This window comes from Salmonella sp. SG203 (assembly GCF_013350575.1).
Lineage (GTDB): Bacteria > Pseudomonadota > Gammaproteobacteria > Enterobacterales > Enterobacteriaceae > Salmonella > Salmonella enterica.
On sequence record NZ_SNMT01000001.1, the window covers coordinates 114,804 to 135,439 of the forward strand.

17 protein-coding genes and 1 other RNA gene are annotated in these 20,636 nt (G+C 49.3%); 6 read left to right on the forward strand and 12 right to left on the reverse strand.

The genetic code is table 11. The annotated features are described in order from the left end of the window. Window positions 1-3 precede the first annotated feature (3 nt). Window positions 4-939, reverse strand: a complete 936-nt coding sequence (locus tag HV477_RS00615; RefSeq protein ID WP_001015885.1) for an electron transfer flavoprotein subunit alpha — start codon at window positions 937-939, stop codon at window positions 4-6. Between the two features lie 21 nt (window positions 940-960). Next, window positions 961-1,725 carry an electron transfer flavoprotein gene (locus HV477_RS00620; protein ID WP_000692096.1) on the reverse strand — a complete coding sequence of 255 codons (765 nt, stop codon included), beginning with the start codon at window positions 1,723-1,725 and terminating at the stop codon, window positions 961-963. 462 nt (window positions 1,726-2,187) lie between these two features. On the opposite strand from HV477_RS00620, the gene HV477_RS00625 reads away from it, so the two are divergent. Next, on the forward strand, window positions 2,188-3,078 hold the full coding sequence (locus HV477_RS00625) for an AraC family transcriptional regulator (protein WP_000284832.1): 891 nt from the start codon (window positions 2,188-2,190) through the stop codon (window positions 3,076-3,078). A 75-nt stretch (window positions 3,079-3,153) separates the two neighbouring features. Here HV477_RS00625 and HV477_RS00630 read toward each other — a convergent pair whose 3' ends face one another. The 9 genes from HV477_RS00630 to ydiK all read right to left on the reverse strand — a co-directional run bounded on the left by HV477_RS00630 (window position 3,154) and on the right by ydiK (window position 12,690). Continuing rightward, a complete protein-coding gene (locus HV477_RS00630) occupies window positions 3,154-4,305 on the reverse strand; it encodes an acyl-CoA dehydrogenase (protein ID WP_079898962.1) in 1,152 nt (383 codons plus the stop codon). A gap of 13 nt (window positions 4,306-4,318) precedes the next feature. Further along, window positions 4,319-5,914: an acyl CoA:acetate/3-ketoacid CoA transferase gene (locus HV477_RS00635; RefSeq protein ID WP_000700599.1), complete on the reverse strand. Its 1,596-nt coding sequence runs from the start codon at window positions 5,912-5,914 to the stop codon at window positions 4,319-4,321. Window positions 5,915-6,068: 154 nt separating this feature from the next. Continuing rightward, window positions 6,069-6,827, reverse strand: a complete 759-nt coding sequence (gene aroD / locus HV477_RS00640; protein WP_000860224.1) for a type I 3-dehydroquinate dehydratase — start codon at window positions 6,825-6,827, stop codon at window positions 6,069-6,071. Between the two features lie 44 nt (window positions 6,828-6,871). After that, window positions 6,872-7,738, reverse strand: coding sequence for a quinate/shikimate dehydrogenase (gene ydiB / locus HV477_RS00645; RefSeq protein ID WP_000383488.1), 867 nt, complete (start codon window positions 7,736-7,738; stop codon window positions 6,872-6,874). Window positions 7,739-7,804: 66 nt separating this feature from the next. Next, complete coding sequence (locus tag HV477_RS00650) at window positions 7,805-9,040, reverse strand: MFS transporter (protein WP_000081211.1); 1,236 nt, start codon at window positions 9,038-9,040, stop codon at window positions 7,805-7,807. A gap of 363 nt (window positions 9,041-9,403) precedes the next feature. Further along, on the reverse strand, window positions 9,404-10,615 hold the full coding sequence (locus HV477_RS00655; protein ID WP_175064914.1) for an MFS transporter: 1,212 nt from the start codon (window positions 10,613-10,615) through the stop codon (window positions 9,404-9,406). Window positions 10,616-10,755: 140 nt separating this feature from the next. Then, the gene (locus HV477_RS00660) at window positions 10,756-11,115 is read right to left on the reverse strand and encodes a YdiL family protein (RefSeq protein ID WP_023893958.1); all 360 of its coding nucleotides are present in this window, start codon (window positions 11,113-11,115) and stop codon (window positions 10,756-10,758) included. A 166-nt stretch (window positions 11,116-11,281) separates the two neighbouring features. Next, an RNA gene (gene rprA / locus HV477_RS00665) (antisense sRNA RprA) lies at window positions 11,282-11,389 on the reverse strand. A gap of 182 nt (window positions 11,390-11,571) precedes the next feature. Further along, a complete protein-coding gene (gene ydiK, locus HV477_RS00670; RefSeq protein ID WP_000248615.1) occupies window positions 11,572-12,690 on the reverse strand; it encodes an AI-2E family transporter YdiK in 1,119 nt (372 codons plus the stop codon). Between the two features lie 264 nt (window positions 12,691-12,954). Between ydiK and HV477_RS00675 the strand changes: the two genes are divergently transcribed. The 3 genes from HV477_RS00675 (at window position 12,955) to HV477_RS00685 (ending at window position 16,705) form a co-directional block, all read left to right on the forward strand. After that, the gene (locus HV477_RS00675) at window positions 12,955-16,011 is read left to right on the forward strand and encodes an FAD-binding and (Fe-S)-binding domain-containing protein (protein WP_023226942.1); all 3,057 of its coding nucleotides are present in this window, start codon (window positions 12,955-12,957) and stop codon (window positions 16,009-16,011) included. Next, complete coding sequence (gene menI / locus HV477_RS00680; protein ID WP_000637930.1) at window positions 16,008-16,418, forward strand: 1,4-dihydroxy-2-naphthoyl-CoA hydrolase; 411 nt, start codon at window positions 16,008-16,010, stop codon at window positions 16,416-16,418. Before HV477_RS00675 ends, menI begins: the two co-directional genes overlap by 4 nt. A 98-nt stretch (window positions 16,419-16,516) precedes the next feature. Beyond that, a complete protein-coding gene (locus HV477_RS00685; protein ID WP_001537749.1) occupies window positions 16,517-16,705 on the forward strand; it encodes a YdiH family protein in 189 nt (62 codons plus the stop codon). Between the two features lie 287 nt (window positions 16,706-16,992). Here the strand turns inward: HV477_RS00685 and HV477_RS00690 are convergent, their stop codons facing one another. After that, window positions 16,993-18,339: an L-cystine transporter gene (locus tag HV477_RS00690; protein WP_079898963.1), complete on the reverse strand. Its 1,347-nt coding sequence runs from the start codon at window positions 18,337-18,339 to the stop codon at window positions 16,993-16,995. A 426-nt stretch (window positions 18,340-18,765) separates the two neighbouring features. Between HV477_RS00690 and sufA the strand changes: the two genes are divergently transcribed. Beyond that, window positions 18,766-19,134 (forward strand): Fe-S cluster assembly scaffold SufA, encoded by a 369-nt coding sequence (gene sufA, locus HV477_RS00695; protein ID WP_079898964.1) that lies wholly within the window; start codon window positions 18,766-18,768, stop codon window positions 19,132-19,134. 8 nt (window positions 19,135-19,142) lie between these two features. Continuing rightward, window positions 19,143-20,630 carry a Fe-S cluster assembly protein SufB gene (sufB, locus tag HV477_RS00700; protein ID WP_000089383.1) on the forward strand — a complete coding sequence of 496 codons (1,488 nt, stop codon included), beginning with the start codon at window positions 19,143-19,145 and terminating at the stop codon, window positions 20,628-20,630. The last annotated feature ends 6 nt before the right edge of the window (window positions 20,631-20,636 follow it).

Consider the following 20,636-nt stretch of genomic DNA (forward strand, 5'->3'; position numbering starts at 1 on the left):
GAATTAGCGGCTTAACTGGTCGATGAGGGCAGGAACAACCTTATAGATATCGCCCACCAGACCATAATCGGCATAATTGAAAATGGGCGCGTTTTTATCTTTGTTTATTGCGACAATAATTTTTGCGCCGTTTCCACCCACCATATGTTGAATTTGGCCGGAAATGCCCAGCGTCAGATAGAGATCGGATTTCAACAGAACGCCGGATACGCCAATATAACGCTCGCGTTCCATCCAGTTTTCACCTTCCGCAATGGGGCGGGAACAGCCCACTTCTGCGCCGAGGACGGTCGCCAGTTTATGCACCATATCCAGATCGCTTTGCGCCGCCAGACCTCGTCCTACGCCGATGACCCGTTTGGCTTTGCTCAAATCGACGCTGCTTAACGATTTCGCTCGCCGCTGCTGGCACAATACCTCGTGGCGTGGGGCAATATATGCCAGCGTGGTCTGCGGGCAAGTATGACCGGGGAGAGGGGCGGCGGGTTCCAGCACGCCGGGTGCCAGCGTAATAATCGCCTGCGGACTGTTTAATTTCTCTTTGCCGAAAGCAAGTCCGCCGTACATGCGATGCTCTGCGTGTAGCGTCCCGTCGAGGAGGTCAATAGACGTCGCGTCGTTCACCATCATGGCGTCAAGCTGGATGCTCAGCCGGGCGCCCAGCGCTTTACAGCGCTTGGTCGCCGCCATGAGCAGCAGCCCATTTTGGTCGCCTAATAATGAGGCCAGCGTTTCGGCATAGTTTTCCACGCGCTGCAAATCCGTATGCGATTCAAGAACGACTATCTCATCAGCGCCAAGCGCTTTCACGTAGTCGATCTCCGTGTTTCCTTGCACGATGGCGTAAACTTTTTCTCCCCACTGCCGCGCGCCGGTCATTAATTCGGCATAACGCTCTACGTTATCGCTAAATACCCATACGTTAGCTAAATGATTCATGATAATTTTTCTCCGTTGGGTTTAGTTCAGGGATTTTTTCAAATGGTCGGCCAGTGCGGTGATGGCTTCCGGCGAATCGTTATCGAGAATGATATGCTTGCGTTCTGTCTGCGGCGGTACCGAGATGGCGACCAGTTCCGCCATTGGCGTGGTTGGGGTCCAGTGGATATCGCTCGCCAGCCACGACGTAACGGCTTTTTTCCCGGCGCCGAGAATGGCTTTCATTGACGGGATGCGTGGAACGTTAATATCTGAGGTCACGCAAAGCACCGCGGGCAGCGTGAGCTCGATAATTTCAACGTCTTCTTCCAGTGTGCGTTCAACGATGATTTTGTCGCCGTCGCGTTGAATATGGCTTACTGCGTTGATGACGGGGAGTTTCAGGAGTTCGCCAGTCAGCAGGCCCACCTGTTGGGCATAAATATCGCCGGAGCCCTCTCCAAAGAGCAGCAGGTCAAAGCCGATTTTCTCCGCCGCGGATGCTAGCGCCAGCGCGGTTTCTTTGGGCAGGGCGTGCTCCAGCTGCGCATCCTGAACCATAAAAAGCGCATCTGGCCCGCGGGATAACACATCTTTGCGGACTTTTGAATTTTGTAACAGAGAGCCGCCGACGGTGAGCGCGGCGATCTCGTCGCCATCGCCAGCTAACTGCGCGGCGGCCTCAATTGCATTTAAATCAAACTGGCTGATTTTGGCCTCGGCACGATCAAAATTGAGCGAATGCTCCGGGGTCACGGTAATGTCCTGTTCTTCAGGCACCAACTTAAAGCAGGTTATTATTTTCATTGCATCTCCAGTGAGTCGCGTGCGGATAAGTAACGTAAATCTGACTGAAAATAGTCTGCGGCAGTCTGAAGAGGTTTTCGATGGGTCAATCTGTTTTCCTTGCCAACAATCTTGCACGAAAAATCTGCGAACAGAGAATCGTTAGCAACCATCTGAAAAGGGCGTCATAAAAATATAAATACGGTAGTGAGAATAATAAGTGCGAAGCATATCATCATTTTTTAACATGAAACGTGCGATGTTGTTTCTGTGAGGTTAAAAGAAAACATCAAAGATATGTCGGCTATGTATTTTTGTCTGATAATACGCTATCGACAGGTAATCTGAGCTGTCTGCAAAAGAACATAATATCTTGCATTCGGAACGAATAATCTTGTTTTGCTGGTAATCTCCACGGTTGTACAACACTGACGCTCGCTTTATTTTATCCTGGTTATCTTTTTAAACCTGACAGAGGTTATTATGTATCAGCGCTGTTTTGACTCCGCCGCGGAGACGATTTTTGAACAGGACAAGACCCCTCGATTTTCACGTTTTGTCATTAGCGATGATCCAAACTGGGAGTCTGGCCATCATATGCATGATAATGAAACAGAGCTTATTTACGTCAAAAAAGGGATAGCCAGGCTAATTATTGACTCTTCACTCTACGTCGCGCATGCGGACGATATTGTCGTCGTTGAGCGGGGGCGGCTACACGCTGTAGCATCCGACAGCAATTCGCCGGCTACCACCTATACCTGTGCGCTGTATGGGTTTTGTTTTCCAGGTTGGGAAGAAAACCAACTATTGCAGAGTCATTCCTGTCCGGTGGTTTCCGTGGTTCAGGGAAAAGAGGTCATTAAAAGTATCTTTAATGAATTAAGCGTGTTACTTCCGCAGGGGAAAAACGTATTGGCTTCCTCTGTATACGATGCATTTGCTTATACTCTGACCGCACTTTACTATGAAAATTTTAAAAATGCCTATCGTTCTGAACAAGGCTACATTAAAAAAGATGTATTAATTAAGGATGTGCTTGTTTATCTCAATAATAATTATCGTGAAAAAATCACGCTTGACCAGCTATCGAAAAAATTTCGTGCCAGCGTCAGTTATATATGCCATGAATTTGCCAAAGAATATCATATATCCCCTATCAACTATGTTATTCAACGACGTATGACCGAGGCCAAGTTTGCGCTGACAAACACTGAGTCGCCACTGGCAGAAATTTCATGGCGGGTAGGATATGAAAATGTGGACCATTTTGCCAAATTGTTTATGCGGCATGTAGGATGTTCTCCCAACGATTATCGTAAGCAATTTAAAAATAGTCTGGTTGAGCAGGCGTATTTGCTGCCAAATACCTGACGGCGAAATTTATCTGATTTATTCGGCCTGATGCCGTAAAGCAGTCAGGCCGAATAAGACGTTCCGGTACGATCCTTACTTGTTCTGATAGTCTTTCAGAATCTGGCGTCCTGCCACATAGATCATAATTTCATCCGTGCCGCCACCGATACGTTCGCAGCGAACATCGCGCCAGAAGCGGGAAACACGGGCTTCGTCAGTATAGCCAAGCCCACCCATAATCTGAATCGCATCGTCAATCACTTCCATCGCTGTGCGTGCGCAGTACAGCTTAGCCAGCGCGGCGCTGGTACGCAGTGACTCTTCCCGATCGGCCTGCCAGGCGACTTTCAACACCATATTGCGCATGTTTTCGATTTTGATGGCCATTAACGCCAGCTTTTCCTGGATCATCTGGTTATGGCCGATGGGTTTACCAAAGGCGATACGCTGGTTGGCGTAACGGGCGGCATCTTCAAATGCGCATTCGGCGAAACCTGTACTGCGCGCCGCATTAATCAAACGCTCCATTTCAAAATTGTACATGACATTGAGGAAACCCATGCCTTCTTCACCGACCCGGTCGCTTTCGTCCACCTCGACATTATCGAGATAAACTTCGCATGTACTCAACATGTGCCAGCCAATTTTGTGCAGCGGATTAATCTTTATGCCCGGTTTATTTGAGTCCACCCACCAAAGCGTGAACGCTTTTTTAGGATCTTTTGGCTCCGTATCGCGCGCCAGAACCAGCATGTAAGGATATTCTTTTGCACCGGTGATAAATGTTTTTTGGCCGTTAAGATAAACCTTGCCGTTTTTACGCGTCCAGGTTGTTGTGGCGCTATTATTATCAGAGCCCGCGCCAGGTTCTGTTAAGGCTAGCGCATATGCTGGATCGCCGGTGGCCAGAGTGCTTTCTGCTGTTTTACGCAGTTGTTCTGCGGAACCAAAACGGCGCATGCTGTGAATGCATTGGCCGTTGGTAATCAAAAAGGCCGGAGCGCCGCATTTTGAGATTTCCATCAGCGCCAGCATTTGCGTTACATAGTCAGCCGGAATGCCGCCGAATTCTTCCGGGACGCCCAGCATCGAAATACCGTTTTCCGCCAGCGCCTGCATAAATTCTTTGGGATAGGTGCCCGTTTGATCGCAGGTACGGAAATACTTTTCCGGAAAATTGCTGGTGATTAACTCGCGAATACTGGCCAGTAATAGTTCTTGTTCTTCAGTTAATGAAAAATCCATATTTGTACTCCTTTTAATGTGTTGCGTCAGGAAGCGTGAATCCCATAGTGCTATCGGTAAATAATCTTGTGTCCATCAGTTTTAAATCTGGTGAGATAACCGGTGAAAAATCCATCTTGTCAAGAATATCCCGTTGCAGATCGACGCCAGGCGCAATTTCAATTAAATGCAGGCCATCTTGTTTGAGAGTGAAAACCGCACGTTCAGTGATGTAACGCACATCTAACCCGCGCTCAAGCGCAATTTTTCCACTGAACGTAATTTCCGGCAGTTCGCTGACGAATTTTTTCACGCGACCTTCCTGCAGAATATTTAATTTGCCATCGGTAATTTCAGTTTTTAAACTTCCGGCCGTCAGAGTTCCGCAGAAAATAATTTTTTGCGACGTTGCGCTAATATCGATAAACCCGCCGGTGCCCATAATTTTGCCGTTGAATTTATGTACACCGACATTACCGTGTTGATCCACTTCGGCAAAACTTAAATAGCAGACATCGAGCCCACCGCCGTGATAAAAATCAAATTGTGAGGTCATATCAAGGATCGCGCGGGTATTGACATTGGCGCCGAAGGCCACGCCCTGAGAGGTAATACCGCCCACCGGGCCTGTTTCCACGGTCAGCACGAAGTCATCGGCGCAGCCTTCCTCGCGAGCGACCAGACCAATACCGTCGGCAATGCCTACGCCCACATTGCCTACCGCGCCTTTACGCATTTCAAACAGCGCGCGTCGGGCTACCAGCTTGCGCTGATTAAGGGGCAGGGTAAGCTGGGTACTATCATCAAGAGTAAAATCCCCGGAGATAAATCGGTTCACCGGCGCGCCGCCATACAGTTGCGTCTGGTCGGCGTCGACAACCACAATATCCACCAGATAGCCGGGAATACGCACGGATTTTGGATGCAGCGTGGCTTTTTTTACCATTTTCTGCACCTGCATCATTACAATACCGCCATTATTGTGAACGGCCTGGGCGATCACCAGCGCATCAAGATACATCACCTCATCTTCAAATGATGCATAGCCTTCGCTGTCGCAGGTGGTGGCGCGGATAAAAGCCACATTAGGCGCTATCGCTTTATAATAGAGATATTCTTTATTATCGATCTCTACCAGCTTAATGAGATCTTCTTTAGTCACGTCGTTTAATTTTCCGCCCTGTTGGCGAGGGTCGACAAAGGTACCAATACCGATATCGCTCAGAATACCCGGCTGGTGTGCGGCGCTGGCGCGCAGCGTCTGGGTTAATACGCCTTGTGGGTAGTTATAGGCGGCGATTTTATTTTGTTCAGCCAGTTCAGAAATACGGGGAGATTGCCCCCAATGTCCGCATAGCGCCCATTTTACCAATCCCTCCTGCGCCAGCGGGCTGATGCCGCGATCGGCGCGGTCACCTAATCCGGTAGGGCTAATAATAGATAAATCTCGTGGTGACTGGGTTGTTTGATATTTATCTGCCAGTGCGGTAATTAATGTTGTCGCTTCGAGAATACCGCCGCCAGCGCCCAGAATACATAAAGTGGCCTCGTCTGGAATATAATTTACTGCTTCTTGTGCAGAGAGCACGGGAACGCGGCCATTAATGCGTGATGGCTTATTGATTTTCATATTTACTCCACTATTATCCCTGAAAGCAATATCGATATAACCGTGTTAAGGTAATAAAGACAGCGGCTTTCAATGAATATGGAACATATTCATGTCAGATAACTATTTATTTTTATTGTGGCAGAAAGAGAATATTCTGCCACACGATAAAGTATTACGCCTGGTGCAATATAGTTAATACGGTACGCAGATCGGCTACCGATATTTGTCCCGGCGCAGATGCTTTTTTCACCGCGCCAAACGTTGCTGCAGAACCGAACACTTCGCCGGCAAGACGAGATATTACCCCGGTTTTCGACATCGACATGGTAATAATCGGACGATCCGCATAGCGCTCCTGCATTTCTACAGTGGCGGTAAGTAAGGTCAGGACATCGGCTTTAGTCTGCGGCATGACGGCGATCTTCGGAATATCGGCGCCCAGTTCCTGCATTTTACGCAGACGCTGAACAATCTCTTCCGCTGCGGGCGTTTTATGAAAATCATGGTTAGACATGATCACCGCAACATTGTGTTGATGAGCATAGCCGACGGTGGCTTTCACCTCATCGTCGCCGGTAAAAAGCTCAAGATCGATCATATCGACCAGACCGCTGTCAACCGCTGCACGATTCAGAGCGATATACTGTCCGGTGGTTAGCGCCTGTTCGCCGCCTTCTTTCGCGCTGCGGAAGGTAAATAGCAAGGGTTTATCGGTAATAATCTCCCGGATGGCACCGGCGGCCTCAAGTACGCTTTCTGCCGTCGTCACGTTGGCAAAATGGTCAACGCGCCACTCCAGAATATCGAAATCTGCTTCACGGTAGGCGAGTGCTTCCGATTTCACATCGGTAATGGTTTTTCCCATTAGCGACACAATGATCTTTGGCGCGCCTTCGCCAACCACGAGATCTCTTACAGTTACGGTTTTCATTTGGTACCCTTCATTGTCATTCGTCGCAATTATAATTTTACCGGTCAGGCTGTGAAACCCATCACCTGCTTCACATAGTCCAATGGAAACGCTTTTCCTGTCCACAGTTCAAACTGTTCGGCTCCTTGCCATAACAACATGCCGTAACCATCAATTGTTTTGCAACCAGCTTGTTGCGCCTGCTGCAATAACTTTGTCATATGCGGATTATAAACACATTCGGTGACCAGCAATTCAGGCCGGAGCAGGGAAACATCGCCGATCAGGGATTCGTTCTCCAATGGTTTCATGCCAACTTTGGTACCGTTCGTCAGAATATCTGCGCTGGCAAGCGCTTCAGTAAAAGCGTGCTGATCGGCAAGATCGGTGACGGTAACGACGCAATCGGTGTTTTCATTCACCCGCTTCGCAAAGGCAACCGCTTTTTCGAAAAAGTCATCTTTACGGTTAAACAGTTTAATTTCCTTAATGCCTTCAATGGCTGCCTGGGCGCCAATGGCGGTAGCCGCGCCTCCCGCGCCGAGCAGCACCATGGTTTTTCCCCGAATATCGAAACCGCTTTCTTTAATTGCCCGAATATGGCCCGTACCATCCGTGTTGTAGCCGCGTAGATAGCCGTCATCGTTAACAATGGTGTTGATAGCGCCAACCAGTTTTGCTGCTGGCGTTAATTCATCGACATACTCACACGCGAGCTGTTTGTTTGGCATGGAGACGCCCGTACCGCGCATTTTTAATGCTTTCAGTCCTTCAATGGCGCTGGCAAACGTCGTGTTATCCACTTCGAAAGCCATATAGGTATACGGTAGCCCCGCTTTCTCTAACGCTTTGTTTTGCATTTCGGGCGATAAGCTATGACGGATAGGATACGCCATAAGACCAATTAATTCATATTTTGCGGTAACATCCATTTTATACTCCTTAATAAGTGGACAGTGCAGAGCAGGGCGCATGCCTGTTGCGCATCGTTAACATTTTTACTGGAAATAACGCTCGCCAAATCGGACATCGTTTTGCGGGATCTTAAATACGCGATAATAGCGAATAAATACAATAATGGCGGTGATAAATGTCAGTAGTGCAAAGGCAAAATCTAACAAAATGATATATTGCAGGCCAATAGTAGAGAGATAACCGGTAATCAGTGGGATAAGAAAGTTAGCTACGCCCCCCATCATCATATATATACTGGTGACTTTAGCTTTACTCTTAGGGAAAAATTCCGACATTACCGATACGCCTAATTGTAAAATACCTCCAGCAGCGGAAAAACCAATCACGAAGGCGCCAGCATTACAGATCAGTGGAGAGGGATACAGGTAAATTGCCGCAGCGGTGAGTGTCGCCAGCCCGGCATTGAAAACATTGGCCCAGATGGGGCGAACCATTTTTTTCAGCAATGCGGCAAAAATAAACACGCAAACCAACGATCCCATACTGTAATAAGAGATGGTTTTCAGCGCGTCGGATTCCGCCATTCCGGCGAAGGCCATCGCATATTTAGGCATCCAGACCACAATCACATAGAAGGTTGAGAACGCGGCGACGCCAAATAAAACGGAAGCTACGCCTTCCAGCCAGACGAGGGGAGTACTGTTCATCTGGGGTAATTCTTTCGCAATACTGGCATCGACAAGTTGGCTGGGAAAACGGCTTTTCAACAGCATCAACGTGATGAGGACGAAAAGGATACCGGGGATTACCACCGCGTAGCCGTACCAGATATGGTTGACTAACAAGGCGCTGACAATAAGGGGATAAATCATTTGCCCAAAAGAGACCATCGCTTTAACCAGAATAACTGCCGAGCCCGATGCTTTGGGAAAACACTCCATTAATGCAGGGTATCCGCCGGTATCCAGCGCGGAGTTCGCCACGCCGACACACACCGCTAATATGAAAGCGATCATCAGGTTAGGACTGGCGGGAATACCGAAGAAAAATAGCATATATAGTACGGCGCCAAGCAGTATTATTGCCCGACGGCCAAATTTATCGGACAGTACGCCAAAGAATAAAATACTGACCAGACGGCCAAGACCAATGCCAGAGATTAAATAGGCGATACCGGCACTATCCGTGGAGAATTTCTGTGCAAGGGAGGTCATGTTCTGGGCTAGTGTAATAACACTCATGCCGTGGAGAAAGTAACTAAAATAAATGCAGATAACAGCCAGCAAATATGGCATGTTGCGAGCCTTGTTCTGAGACATTTGTTCACAGCTCCTTGCTGATGGTTTGATTCAATGTCCTGCTTATTACTGCTTTACTACATGCAGCGATTGTTCAGTAACACTATAAGTCGGTACTGTCGTTATATGTACATAACATGGCGTTTAAAATGCCAGGTTTATTGCATTGATAGCATTTCATTTGTTAGCCAGGAAATATAAAAATTGCTGCGAATTTGTTGTTTAATACATATAACTCGTGATGCTCATCGCAATTTTTCTGATAAGTGTGAAGATAATGAATAATAATTAACACGAAAATTACATTTTTTGTTTCCCGGTGATAATGGCTAACGTTTTATTTTGCATAGCAAGGCAATAATATTGCAACTGGCACGCTAACATTTATTGCGCAGTTGACGCTGCTTCAGCGTGATGTTGTGATTCAGCCCGACTTCGGTAACCGATGAACAGTGCGAGGAGAAATCCCGCTGCGGCGATACCGGTATCAAACCACATAATATGTGCAATGCTCATTTCTGAAATCCGCGCTGTGATCAACGGAATAGTGAACGTCGCGATACTGCCGGCGCTGTAATAAATGCCGGTCGCTTTACCTTTCTCCTGTGGAAAACGGGCCGCCATCAGCGTCAGGCCGATTTGTACTACGCCACCGGCGGAAGAGAATCCAATGACGAATGCGAAGATCATAACAACATAGGCCTGAGGATGCAGGCAGACCGTCAGAAGCGCAATAAAAGAGATAAAGGTATAAAACATCAATAATGTGGTAGAGCGAATTGTTTTTCTGACCAGCGGGGCGGTTATAAAAACGCAGAGTAGCGAGCCGCAGGTATAAATACTTAACAGTTTGATGGATTGGGTATACGACATTCCTGCGACGAACTGTCCATACTGCGCCAGCCACTGGCTGATAAGATAAAAGGTTGCCATCGAGATATAGCCATAAAGGGTGTAGCTGATAAGATCGATGAGGGAGCAATGATGTACGCCTGTGACAGGCGCTTGCGAGATTTTGGGCTTCAATATCCGACCAGGATAGGGTGGAAAAGGACAGCGTAATAAAAACAGAGCATTAATAAGCATGATCGCCCCGGCAAGCAGGAAGGACCAGCCAAACCACATATTAGCCCAGACTAATAAACTGATAATAATGGGCAACAAGAATTGCCCGCCAGAGACAAATGCTTTAATCAGAATATTTGCCGTACTGGGGGAGCGAGGGAAGGCTTCCATCAAACTGGGATAGGTACCTGCATCTAAAAAACTGTTGGCCATACCCGCTAAAAAACCACAGGCATAAGCGACAAAAATCGTCTGAGCATAAAGAGTGCCAATGAAAAAAATCAGGTAACAGGCGGTCCCCAGAATGATAAAAGGACGGCGACCAAAGCGATCGGAAAGCATACCGGCGATTAACAAAACGCTTAGCCGGCCAATACCAAGCGAAGAGATCACAATAGATACGCCTGCGGCACTGGTATGCCATTGCTGTTCAAGCGATGACATGTTCAGGCTCATCAGGATAACCCCCATGCCATGTACAAAGTAATTAAAATACAACCCTACAGCGGTAGGGAAATAACGATTTTTCATATTATCTGACTCAGAGATGCCGCCTGAACGTTACAGTGGTATACACAGGCAGGAAGCATATTGGATAGGGTGACAAGTCAATGTCGTGATTGTGTGGTTTTCTATCCGGTATCAATACGATGCGGCGATAAAGTTTACGTCTAACACAGCCGCTCCAGATCATGTGCGAAAAGTTCGGCAGCAACAGATTGATAAATTTTCCACTCGATAAAATCCCCCTCTGTATAAATGGACTGAAAAGAAGATAAATCAGGGAAGTAACGCATTGTATTATTGCCGATGCGGTTATTTATTTTGTCAACAATGGCGTTAATTCGTCGCTGTCTCCTGGCTTTCATTTCCTTTAGCCTGGCAATGATTTCTGGAGAGACGGGTATGTCGCCAGCTTCCCATCGTTGCCAGGTTGCCGAATTATTATCCTGGGTGATATAGATTGTGCATTCTTCAATCGTCATATCAAAAATACGCCGTAGTGCTTGTAGTTCTAACGCGTTCATCATTTTTTAGGCTTTTATATGAAAAAAGTGATGCTATAAATAGCACCACCGACACCGTTTCGACTTGAACAGAATCACACTATTTTGTGCAATATTATTTGTTCGTTGCAGATATCGCGGTGTTGAAGGGAAACGGGAGCTGGCTTATGTAACAATGCGGCGAAAAAAGTTAAAAAAAAGCCCATCGTAGGAGACGGGCAAAGACTACACACAGCAATTCGTTGTTTCACTCAGGGGATTTCCATGCTTATAAATCAATGTGTTGATTTATAACCGTGTGCTAATAGTAGGCATGAGCACTTTTTGCGTCGATCAGATTCGTCTCAATAGTTTAAAAACTGTAACGGATTTGCGACAGAAATGAGATGCGGCGGGGAACAGACGGGCGAATCAAAATGGAGTGTGCGTTGAATTGATAAACGTCGCTAAAGCATCGGGCGGCAATGCCGCCCGACGGGATTATGACTGCTTGTTGGCTTCCTCGATGTCATCCAGCTCTTCAAGGATCTCCTCTGGTTCATTCGTCGGCGCCGGAACTTCATGTACCCATGCGGAGAACAAACGCCAGGTCACGGCCAGAAGCACCGGTCCAATAAACAGACCAATCATACCGAATGCAATCAGGCCGCCGATTACCCCGGAAAGGATCAGAAGCAGCGGTAAATCGGCGCCCATGCGGATGAGTACCGGGCGAATCACGTTATCCAGAGTGCCGACGACGGCGCTCCAAACCAGCAGCACGGTGCCCCAGGTGGTGTCGCCTGTCCAGTAAAGCCAGATAATGGCTGGAATCAATACCGGCAACGGCCCCAACTGAACCAGACACGAAAGGATCATCACTACCGTCAACAGAGTAGCGTAAGGCACGCCGGAAATCGCCAGCCCGACGCCGCCAAGTACCGCCTGTACCAGCGCGGTGACCACCACGCCAAGCGCCACGGCGCGGATCGCCTGGGCAGCCAGCAGAACCGCCGCATCGCCGCGTTTAGCCGCGAGACGACAGGCAAAATGGCGTATACCCATCGCCACTTGTTCGCCGCGCCAGTAAAGCAGGGCGCTAAACAACAGCATCAGGGCGCAGTGCATCATAAAGCGTCCGATATGCGCCGCCTGACCGACAAACCAGGTCGTGGTTGTGCCGATATAAGGCCGCACTTTCGCCATAATAGCGCTACCGCCCATATCCAGCAGGCTATGCCATCCGGCATACAGTTTGGCGCCAACCAACGGAATATTATTTAACCATGCCAGATCGGGTAGCGTCATATCGCCGCCGGTCACTGCATGGATGAGCGGGCCGCTACCATCGACAATGCTGTTCACCAGCAAGGCGACGGGAATAACGAAGAGCAGCACTAACAGCAGCGTCATGACCAGTACGGCAAGCGAGCGGCGGCCCCACAATATTTTTTGTAATTTCAGCAAAACGGGCCAGGTCGCGATAACAATCGTACCTGCCCATGCAAACCCCAAAATAAAAGGCTGTACTATCCACAAACAGGCCACAATCATGATGGCTAAAAACAGCACCGATAGCAGCACTTGCGCAATATCCCTGGGCTGACGAACATTTACCATAAATACTTTTCACCTTTGTCTTTGCGCCAGAACGTTGGCGCGACGTGAACATGCAAACCACACCCTATAATGATGAGCAATTTCAGCGGTTTTTAACAGGCCGATTCTGCATGTAATTCTGTTGGGCGCACAGGAAAAAAATGTGATACAACAAATAACGCAACACGCAAACGATTAAGCATCCCTTCCTGTGCGTAGACCGCTCGCGCTCGCCGGGTTGGGCGCCACCGTTCACAACATAGACCGCAGGAAAAGGTCAATATAATGATTCCACAAATTTCTCAGGCACCCGGCGTCGTTCAGCTGGTGCTCAATTTTTTGCAGGCGCTGGAGCAGCAAGGGTTTACGGGCGATACGGCAACCAGCTATGCCGACCGTCTGACAATGTCGACCGATAACAGTATCTACCAGCTTCTTCCCGATGCTGTTGTGTTTCCCCGTTCTACGGCAGATGTCGCGCTTCTTGCCCGTCTGGCGGCGGAGCCGCGCTTTACGTCGCTGATATTTACCCCTCGAGGCGGCGGTACTGGCACGAATGGCCAGGCGCTAAACCAGGGCATTATTGTTGATATGTCCCGCTATATGAACCGCATTATTGAAATTAATCCTGAAGAGGGATGGGTGCGGGTAGAGGCGGGAGTGATAAAAGATCAGCTTAATCAGGCGTTAAAGCCGTATGGCTATTTTTTTGCGCCGGAACTTTCCACCAGTAATCGCGCCACGCTTGGCGGTATGATTAATACCGATGCCTCCGGTCAGGGTTCGCTGGTCTATGGAAAAACGTCAGATCACGTCTTAGGCATACGGGCCGTATTGTTAGGGGGCGATATCCTTGACACGCAATCGATGCCTGTAGAGCTTGCCCGGACGTTGGGTGAAAACACGACGACGCCAGGCCGCATCTATCAGACCGTCTATCAGTCCTGCCTGGAAAACCGTCAACTTATCCTCGATAGCTTTCCAAAGCTCAATCGCTTCCTGACAGGCTACGATTTACGCCACGTCTTTAACGATGACATGACCCGCTTCGATCTCACTCGCATCTTAACGGGGTCGGAAGGGACGCTGGCGTTTATTACTGAAGCCCGGCTGGATATTACCCCGATACCCAAAGTCCGCCGTCTGGTGAATGTAAAATACGACTCCTTTGATTCCGCGCTGCGTAACGCCCCTTTTATGGTTGACGCGCGCGCCTTATCCGTCGAGACGGTCGATTCCAAAGTCCTTAACCTTGCGCGGGAAGATATTGTCTGGCACTCCGTTAGCGAATTGATTACCGATGTGCCGGATAAAGAGATGCTTGGCCTGAATATCGTGGAATTTGCGGGTGATGATGAAGCGCTTATTGACGGACAGGTCGAGGCGCTGTGCCACCGGCTGGATGGCCTGATGGCGCGAGCGGAAGCGGGCGTGATCGGCTGGCAACTTTGTACCGATTTGACGGGTATTGAGCGTATTTACGCGATGCGTAAAAAAGCGGTAGGGCTGCTGGGTAATGCGAAAGGCGCTGCCAAACCGATTCCTTTTGCGGAAGATACCTGCGTGCCGCCTGAACATCTGGCCGATTACATCGCCGAATTTCGCGCCCTGCTGGATGGTCATGGCTTAAGTTACGGCATGTTCGGCCACGTGGATGCCGGGGTGCTGCATGTGCGTCCGGCGCTGGATATGTGCGATCCGCAGCAGGAACTGTTGATGAAACAGATCTCCGATGAGGTCGTCGCGCTGACCGCCAGATACGGCGGGCTGTTGTGGGGCGAGCATGGAAAAGGTTTTCGTGCGGAATACAGCCCGGCCTTTTTCGGCGAAGTCCTGTATGGCGAGCTGCGCAAAATAAAAGCGGCTTTTGATCCGAATAATCGACTTAACCCGGGCAAAATTTGTCCGCCGCAGGGGATAGAGGCGCCGATGATGAAGGTGGATGCGGTAAAACGCGGCACCTGGGATCGGCAAATCCCGCTGGCGGTACGGCAGACCTGGCGCGGCGCTATGGAGTGTAATGGTAACGGCCTGTGCTTTAATTTCGATGCGAAAAGCCCGATGTGCCCGTCGATGAAAATTAGCCTTAACCGGATCCACTCGCCGAAAGGGAGGGCGACGCTGGTGCGGGAATGGCTCCGTCTATTGGCCGATCGCGGCGTCGATCCGTTGAAGCTGGAAAAGGAGCTGCCGGAAAAACGCGCCAGCTTACGCACGCTGATTGCCCGCACCCGGAATAGTTGGCACAAACGCAAAGGCGAGTATGACTTTTCCCATGAAGTTAAAGAGGCCATGTCCGGCTGTCTGGCGTGTAAAGCCTGTACGACCCAGTGTCCGATTAAAATCGATGTTCCGGAGTTTCGTTCACGTTTCTTACAGCTTTACCATACGCGTTATCTGCGCCCGGTACGCGATCATCTGGTGGCGACGGTCGAGACCTACGCGCCGCTGATGGCGCGTGCGCCAAAGACCTTTAACTTTTTTATTAACCAACCGGTGGTTCGTAATCTGGCGAAAAAACATATCGGTATGGTGGATTTACCTCTGCTTTCTGCCCCTTCATTGCAACAGCAACTGGTGGGCCATCCGTCCGCTAATATGACGCTTGAGCAACTGGAGCGCATGAGCGCCGAGCAAAAAGCGAAAACGGTACTGGTAGTTCAGGATCCGTTTACCAGCTACTACGACGCCCGGGTCGTGGCGGACTTTATCCGCCTGGCGGAAAAACTGGGCAGGAGGCCGGTATTGTTACCGTTCTCGCCGAATGGTAAGGCGCAGCATATTAAAGGTTTTCTTAATCGCTTTGCGAAAACGGCGAAAAAAACCTCTGAGTTCCTTAATCGGATCGCTGCGTTGGGGATGCCGATGGTGGGCGTCGATCCGGCGCTGGTTCTGTGTTATCGCGACGAATACAAACTGGCGCTGGGCGAACAGCGCGGCGATTTTCATGTGTTGCTGGTGAATGAATGGCTGGCGCAGGAAATAAATGCAAGACTGTCCATCGAGGTGAGCGGCGAACCGTGGTACTTTTTTGGTCATTGTACGGAAGTCACGGCTTTACCCGGCGCGCCTGCGCAGTGGGCCGCCATCTTTGCCCATTTTGGCGCGAAGCTGGAAAATGTCAGCGTAGGCTGCTGCGGTATGGCGGGCACTTATGGACATGAACTAACCAATCATAAAAATTCGCTGGGAATTTATGAGCTATCTTGGCATCAGGCGATGCAACGTTTACCGCGAAACCGTTGCCTGGCAACCGGTTATTCCTGCCGAAGCCAGGTTAAACGCATTGAAGGTACGGGCGTGCGTCACCCGTTGCAGGCATTACTGGAGATTATAGGTTGATCTGGAAACGTGAAGTGACCCTCGATGCGCTTAATGCGATGGGGGAAGGGAATATGGTTGGCCTGCTTGATATCCGCTTTGAGCGTATTGGGGACGATACGCTGGAAGCGACAATGCCCGTCGATCATCGCACCAAACAGCCGTTCGGCTTGCTGCATGGCGGAGCGTCTGTGGTGCTGGCGGAAAGTATCGGCTCGGTCGCAGGCTATCTGTGTACGCAGGGGGAGCAAAAGGTGGTGGGGCTGGAGGTGAATGCCAACCATGTACGGTCGGCGCGTCAGGGGCGCGTACGAGGCGTCTGTAAAGCGTTGCATACCGGGGCTCGCCATCAGGTCTGGCAGATAGAGATCTTTGATGAACAGGGACGTCTGTGCTGTTCTTCGCGTCTTACTACAGCGATTGTGTGACGTTGTCACCATAAAAGTGTGATGCATATTGCTTTTGGTCAAAATGTGCGCAGAAAAAGGTGATATACTGTGCACGTTTACACATAAGCGAGGATGATATGTCTACTGATTTGGACCCAACCCAACTGGCGATTGAATTTTTACGCCGTGATAAAACCGAACTTTCTCCCGCGCAGTATTTGAAGCGTTTAAAACAGCTGGAGTTAGAGTTTGCCGATCTCCTCACCCTCTCTGCAACCGAACTGAAAGAAGAGATCTATTTCGCCTGGCGGTTGGGCGTGCATTAATAAAGTCTGTGTAGGCCGGATAAGGCGTTAGCCGCCATCCGGCTATGTTACCAGGCAATCTCACCAGACACTGTCCCCCGGTAATAGATAACCCCCTTGATTTTGTTTAAAAAAAATACAGATCGCCATTTGTGCTAAAAAGGCGCGCTCTCTTTATGAGATTATTCTTATGCCCCTTCAAGAGCTAAGCCATTAAGAGTGCCGGAGATAAGCGCCGGATGGGGCCGGAACCCTTAAGCCTGTATTGAACAGACTTAAGGGTTTTTCTTTTCCGGGCGCGTAAAAAACTAAGGTCTGTCAATAACCGCCGGCATGTCGTCAGCCGTATGATTATTCAAAATACGGTTAGCCAGCACCCCTGACATCATCGATCCGTTAACGTTCAGTGCCGTGCGGGCCATATCAACGATAGGTTCGATGGCAATAAAAATACCGACCAGCGCAACGGGAAAATTCAACGTCGACAGGACAATCAGCGCCGCGAACGTACCACCGCCGCCGACGCCGGCTACGCCAATAGACCCTAGCGCAATGGCAGGCAACATCGCGGCCAGAAAATGCAGCGAGAGCGGATCAATGCCGATGGTGGGCGAAATCATCGCTACCATAATAGCCGGATAAATCCCGGCGCAGCCATTTTGCCCCATACTGGAGCCAAACGAGGCGGAAATATTGGCAATGGTGCTTTGTACGCCAAATTTTTCCTGGGCGGAAATGGCCAGCGGGATAGAGGCTGCGCTGCTGCGGGAAACAAACGCAAAGGTTAAGACGGGCCAGACCATTCTGAAATAACGCGCTGGATTATTACCGCTGAGGATCAGCAAGATGGCATGCACGATAAACATCATGAAAATCGCGATATAACAGGCGCCGATAAAACCAAGTAAGCTGGTGAATTGTTCAAAGTGGTATGATGAAAATACGGTAGTCATTAATGCCATGACGCCATAGGGCGTTAATGCAATAACGATACGTACCATCTTCATGACCCAGATCTGGATAGCGTTAATGCCTGCGCTTAATTTCTGACCTTCTTCCGGCGCCTCTTTTTTGACCTTTAACAGGGCGATCCCCGCTATTAGCGTGAAGATAACGATGCCGATAACGGAAACACTTCTGGCCCCCGTAAGATCAAGAAAAATATTAGTCGGAATCAGCGATGTCACTAACTGGGGAATCGACACCGCGGCAGTCTTATTGACTTCTTCTGTAGTTAACATTGACGGCATGTGCACAAAAGCGCTGGCGTCAAGCCCCAGTACATGGGCGGTCAGTAATCCGATAAAACCAGCAGCCATCACCAGGCATAACATGCATCCGACGATCGTCAGCGACATTTTTCCGATGCCGGCACTATTTTCCAGTTTATTGATGGCGGAAAGAATAGAAATAAAAATTAGCGGTATAGCGACCAGTTTTAGCAGGTGGACGTAACCATTGCCGACGATGCTATACCATTCGATAATAGTTTTAGTGTGATTTGCTGAAATAAAATGCAGGGATAAACCAATAACAGCCCCTAAAAAGATAGCGATAAAAACGCTTTTCGACAGGGAATCGCTTTTTTGATTAATTCTCAAGATGACCCACGAGAAAACCAAAAAAAGTGCGATATACGCGAGCGTAACAACCATATTTTAAGCCTCTTGCCTCATTCAGCACCTGAAATGCCGGAAAGAGTTTACATAAACCTATAGCTCAAACTGAGTTATAGAACCGCAGCGGATTATAAAGAGCGCAACGCCAGGTATCCATACAAAAAATGGGGTTCTGACCTCGCCGCCCGGCAATGTCGACAGCCTATTAATTAAATAGTCATTTTCTATACATCTTTTCGTTTTTGACCTGCCAGAACGGTTAATGTCTTATAAATCATTACTTATCAAAAAGTTAAGTGGTTTTTTGTCCGTCGTATGACCTGGCGGACAGGGTCTATGCTTAATAAAAGGCGCTCAATATGACCATTTGTTGGAAAGCCCCTGCGGTTAAGGGGTTGAAGTGATAATCATTATCACTAACATGCTGTTATATCCTGGTGATTTAGAACGCGAGGTAACTCTATGGAATTGCATTCAGGCACGTTTAACCCGGAGGACTTCCCCTGGCAAGGGCTGACGTTAACGCCAGCGGCGGCAGCGCACATACGGGAACTGGCAGCAAAGCAGCCGGGCATGTTGGGCGTGCGGTTAAGCGTAAAACAGACGGGATGTGCCGGATTCGGCTATGTTCTGGATACCGTTCGGGAGCCGGATAAAGACGATCTGGTTTTTGAAGCCGAAGGCGCAAAGCTTTTCGCACCGTTACAGGCGATGCCTTTTATTGACGGAACAGAAGTGGATTACGTACAGGAAGGGCTGAACCAGTTATTTAAATTTCATAACCCCAAAGCCCAGAATGAATGCGGCTGCGGCGAAAGTTTTGGGCTATAGGCGGTACTATGTCTCGTAATACTGAAGCAACGGAAGAGGTCGGCATCTGGACAGGCGGACGCCTTAATTACAAAGAAGGATTTTTCACGCAACTACCCACTGATGAACTGGCAAAAGGCATCAGCGAAGAGGTGGTGCGCGCGATTTCCGCAAAGCGTAACGAACCTGAGTGGATGCTGGAATTTCGTCTCAATGCCTATAGAGCCTGGCTGGACATGGATGAACCGCACTGGCTGAAGGCGCACTACGATAAACTGAACTATCAGGACTACAGCTATTACTCTGCGCCATCATGCGGAAACTGCGACGATAGCTGCGTTTCCCAGCCGGGAGCCGTACAGCAAACGGGCGCGAATACCTTTTTGAGTAAAGAGGTTGAAGACGCCTTCGAGCAACTTGGCGTTCCGGTTCGCGAAGGGAAAGAGGTCGCCGTCGATGCGATTTTTGACTCGGTCTCCGTAGCGACCACATACCGTGAAAAACTGGCGGAACAGGGCATTATTTTCTGTTCTTTTGGCGAAGCGATACACGATCACCCTGACCTGGTCAGGAAATATCTTGGCACCGTCGTGCCGGGGAACGATAACTTTTTTGCCGCGCTGAATGCGGCAGTCGCTTCCGATGGGACATTTATCTATGTTCCCAAAGGCGTGCGTTGCCCAATGGAGTTATCCACCTATTTTCGCATTAACGCCGAGAAAACCGGTCAGTTTGAGCGCACGATTCTGGTGGCGGATGAAGGCAGCTATGTGAGTTATATCGAAGGCTGCTCCGCGCCCGTACGCGACAGTTATCAGCTCCACGCCGCGGTAGTGGAAGTCATCATCCATAAAGATGCTGAAGTAAAATATTCCACTGTACAAAACTGGTTCCCGGGCGACAACAACACGGGCGGCATTCTGAACTTTGTGACCAAGCGGGCGTTGTGCGAAGGGGAAAACAGCAAGATGTCGTGGACCCAGTCGGAAACCGGTTCGGCGATTACCTGGAAATACCCGAGCTGTATTCTGCGCGGTGATAATTCTATCGGCGAGTTCTATTCCGTTGCGCTGACCAGTGGACATCAGCAGGCTGACACCGGCACCAAAATGATCCATATCGGTAAAAACACGCGCTCAACCATTATTTCAAAAGGCATTTCCGCCGGCCACAGCCAGAACAGCTACCGTGGGCTGGTAAAAATTATGCCGACGGCGACCAACGCCCGAAATTTCACCCAATGCGACTCCATGTTGATTGGCGCGGACTGCGGCGCGCATACGTTCCCGTATGTTGAATGCCGCAATAACAGCGCGCAGCTGGAGCACGAAGCGACAACATCACGCATCGGTGAAGATCAGCTTTTCTATTGTTTGCAACGCGGTATCAGCGAAGAAGACGCTATTTCGATGATCGTCAACGGTTTCTGTAAAGACGTTTTCTCGGAACTGCCGCTGGAGTTTGCCGTTGAAGCGCAAAAACTGCTGGCGATTAGCCTTGAGCACAGCGTCGGTTAATGATGA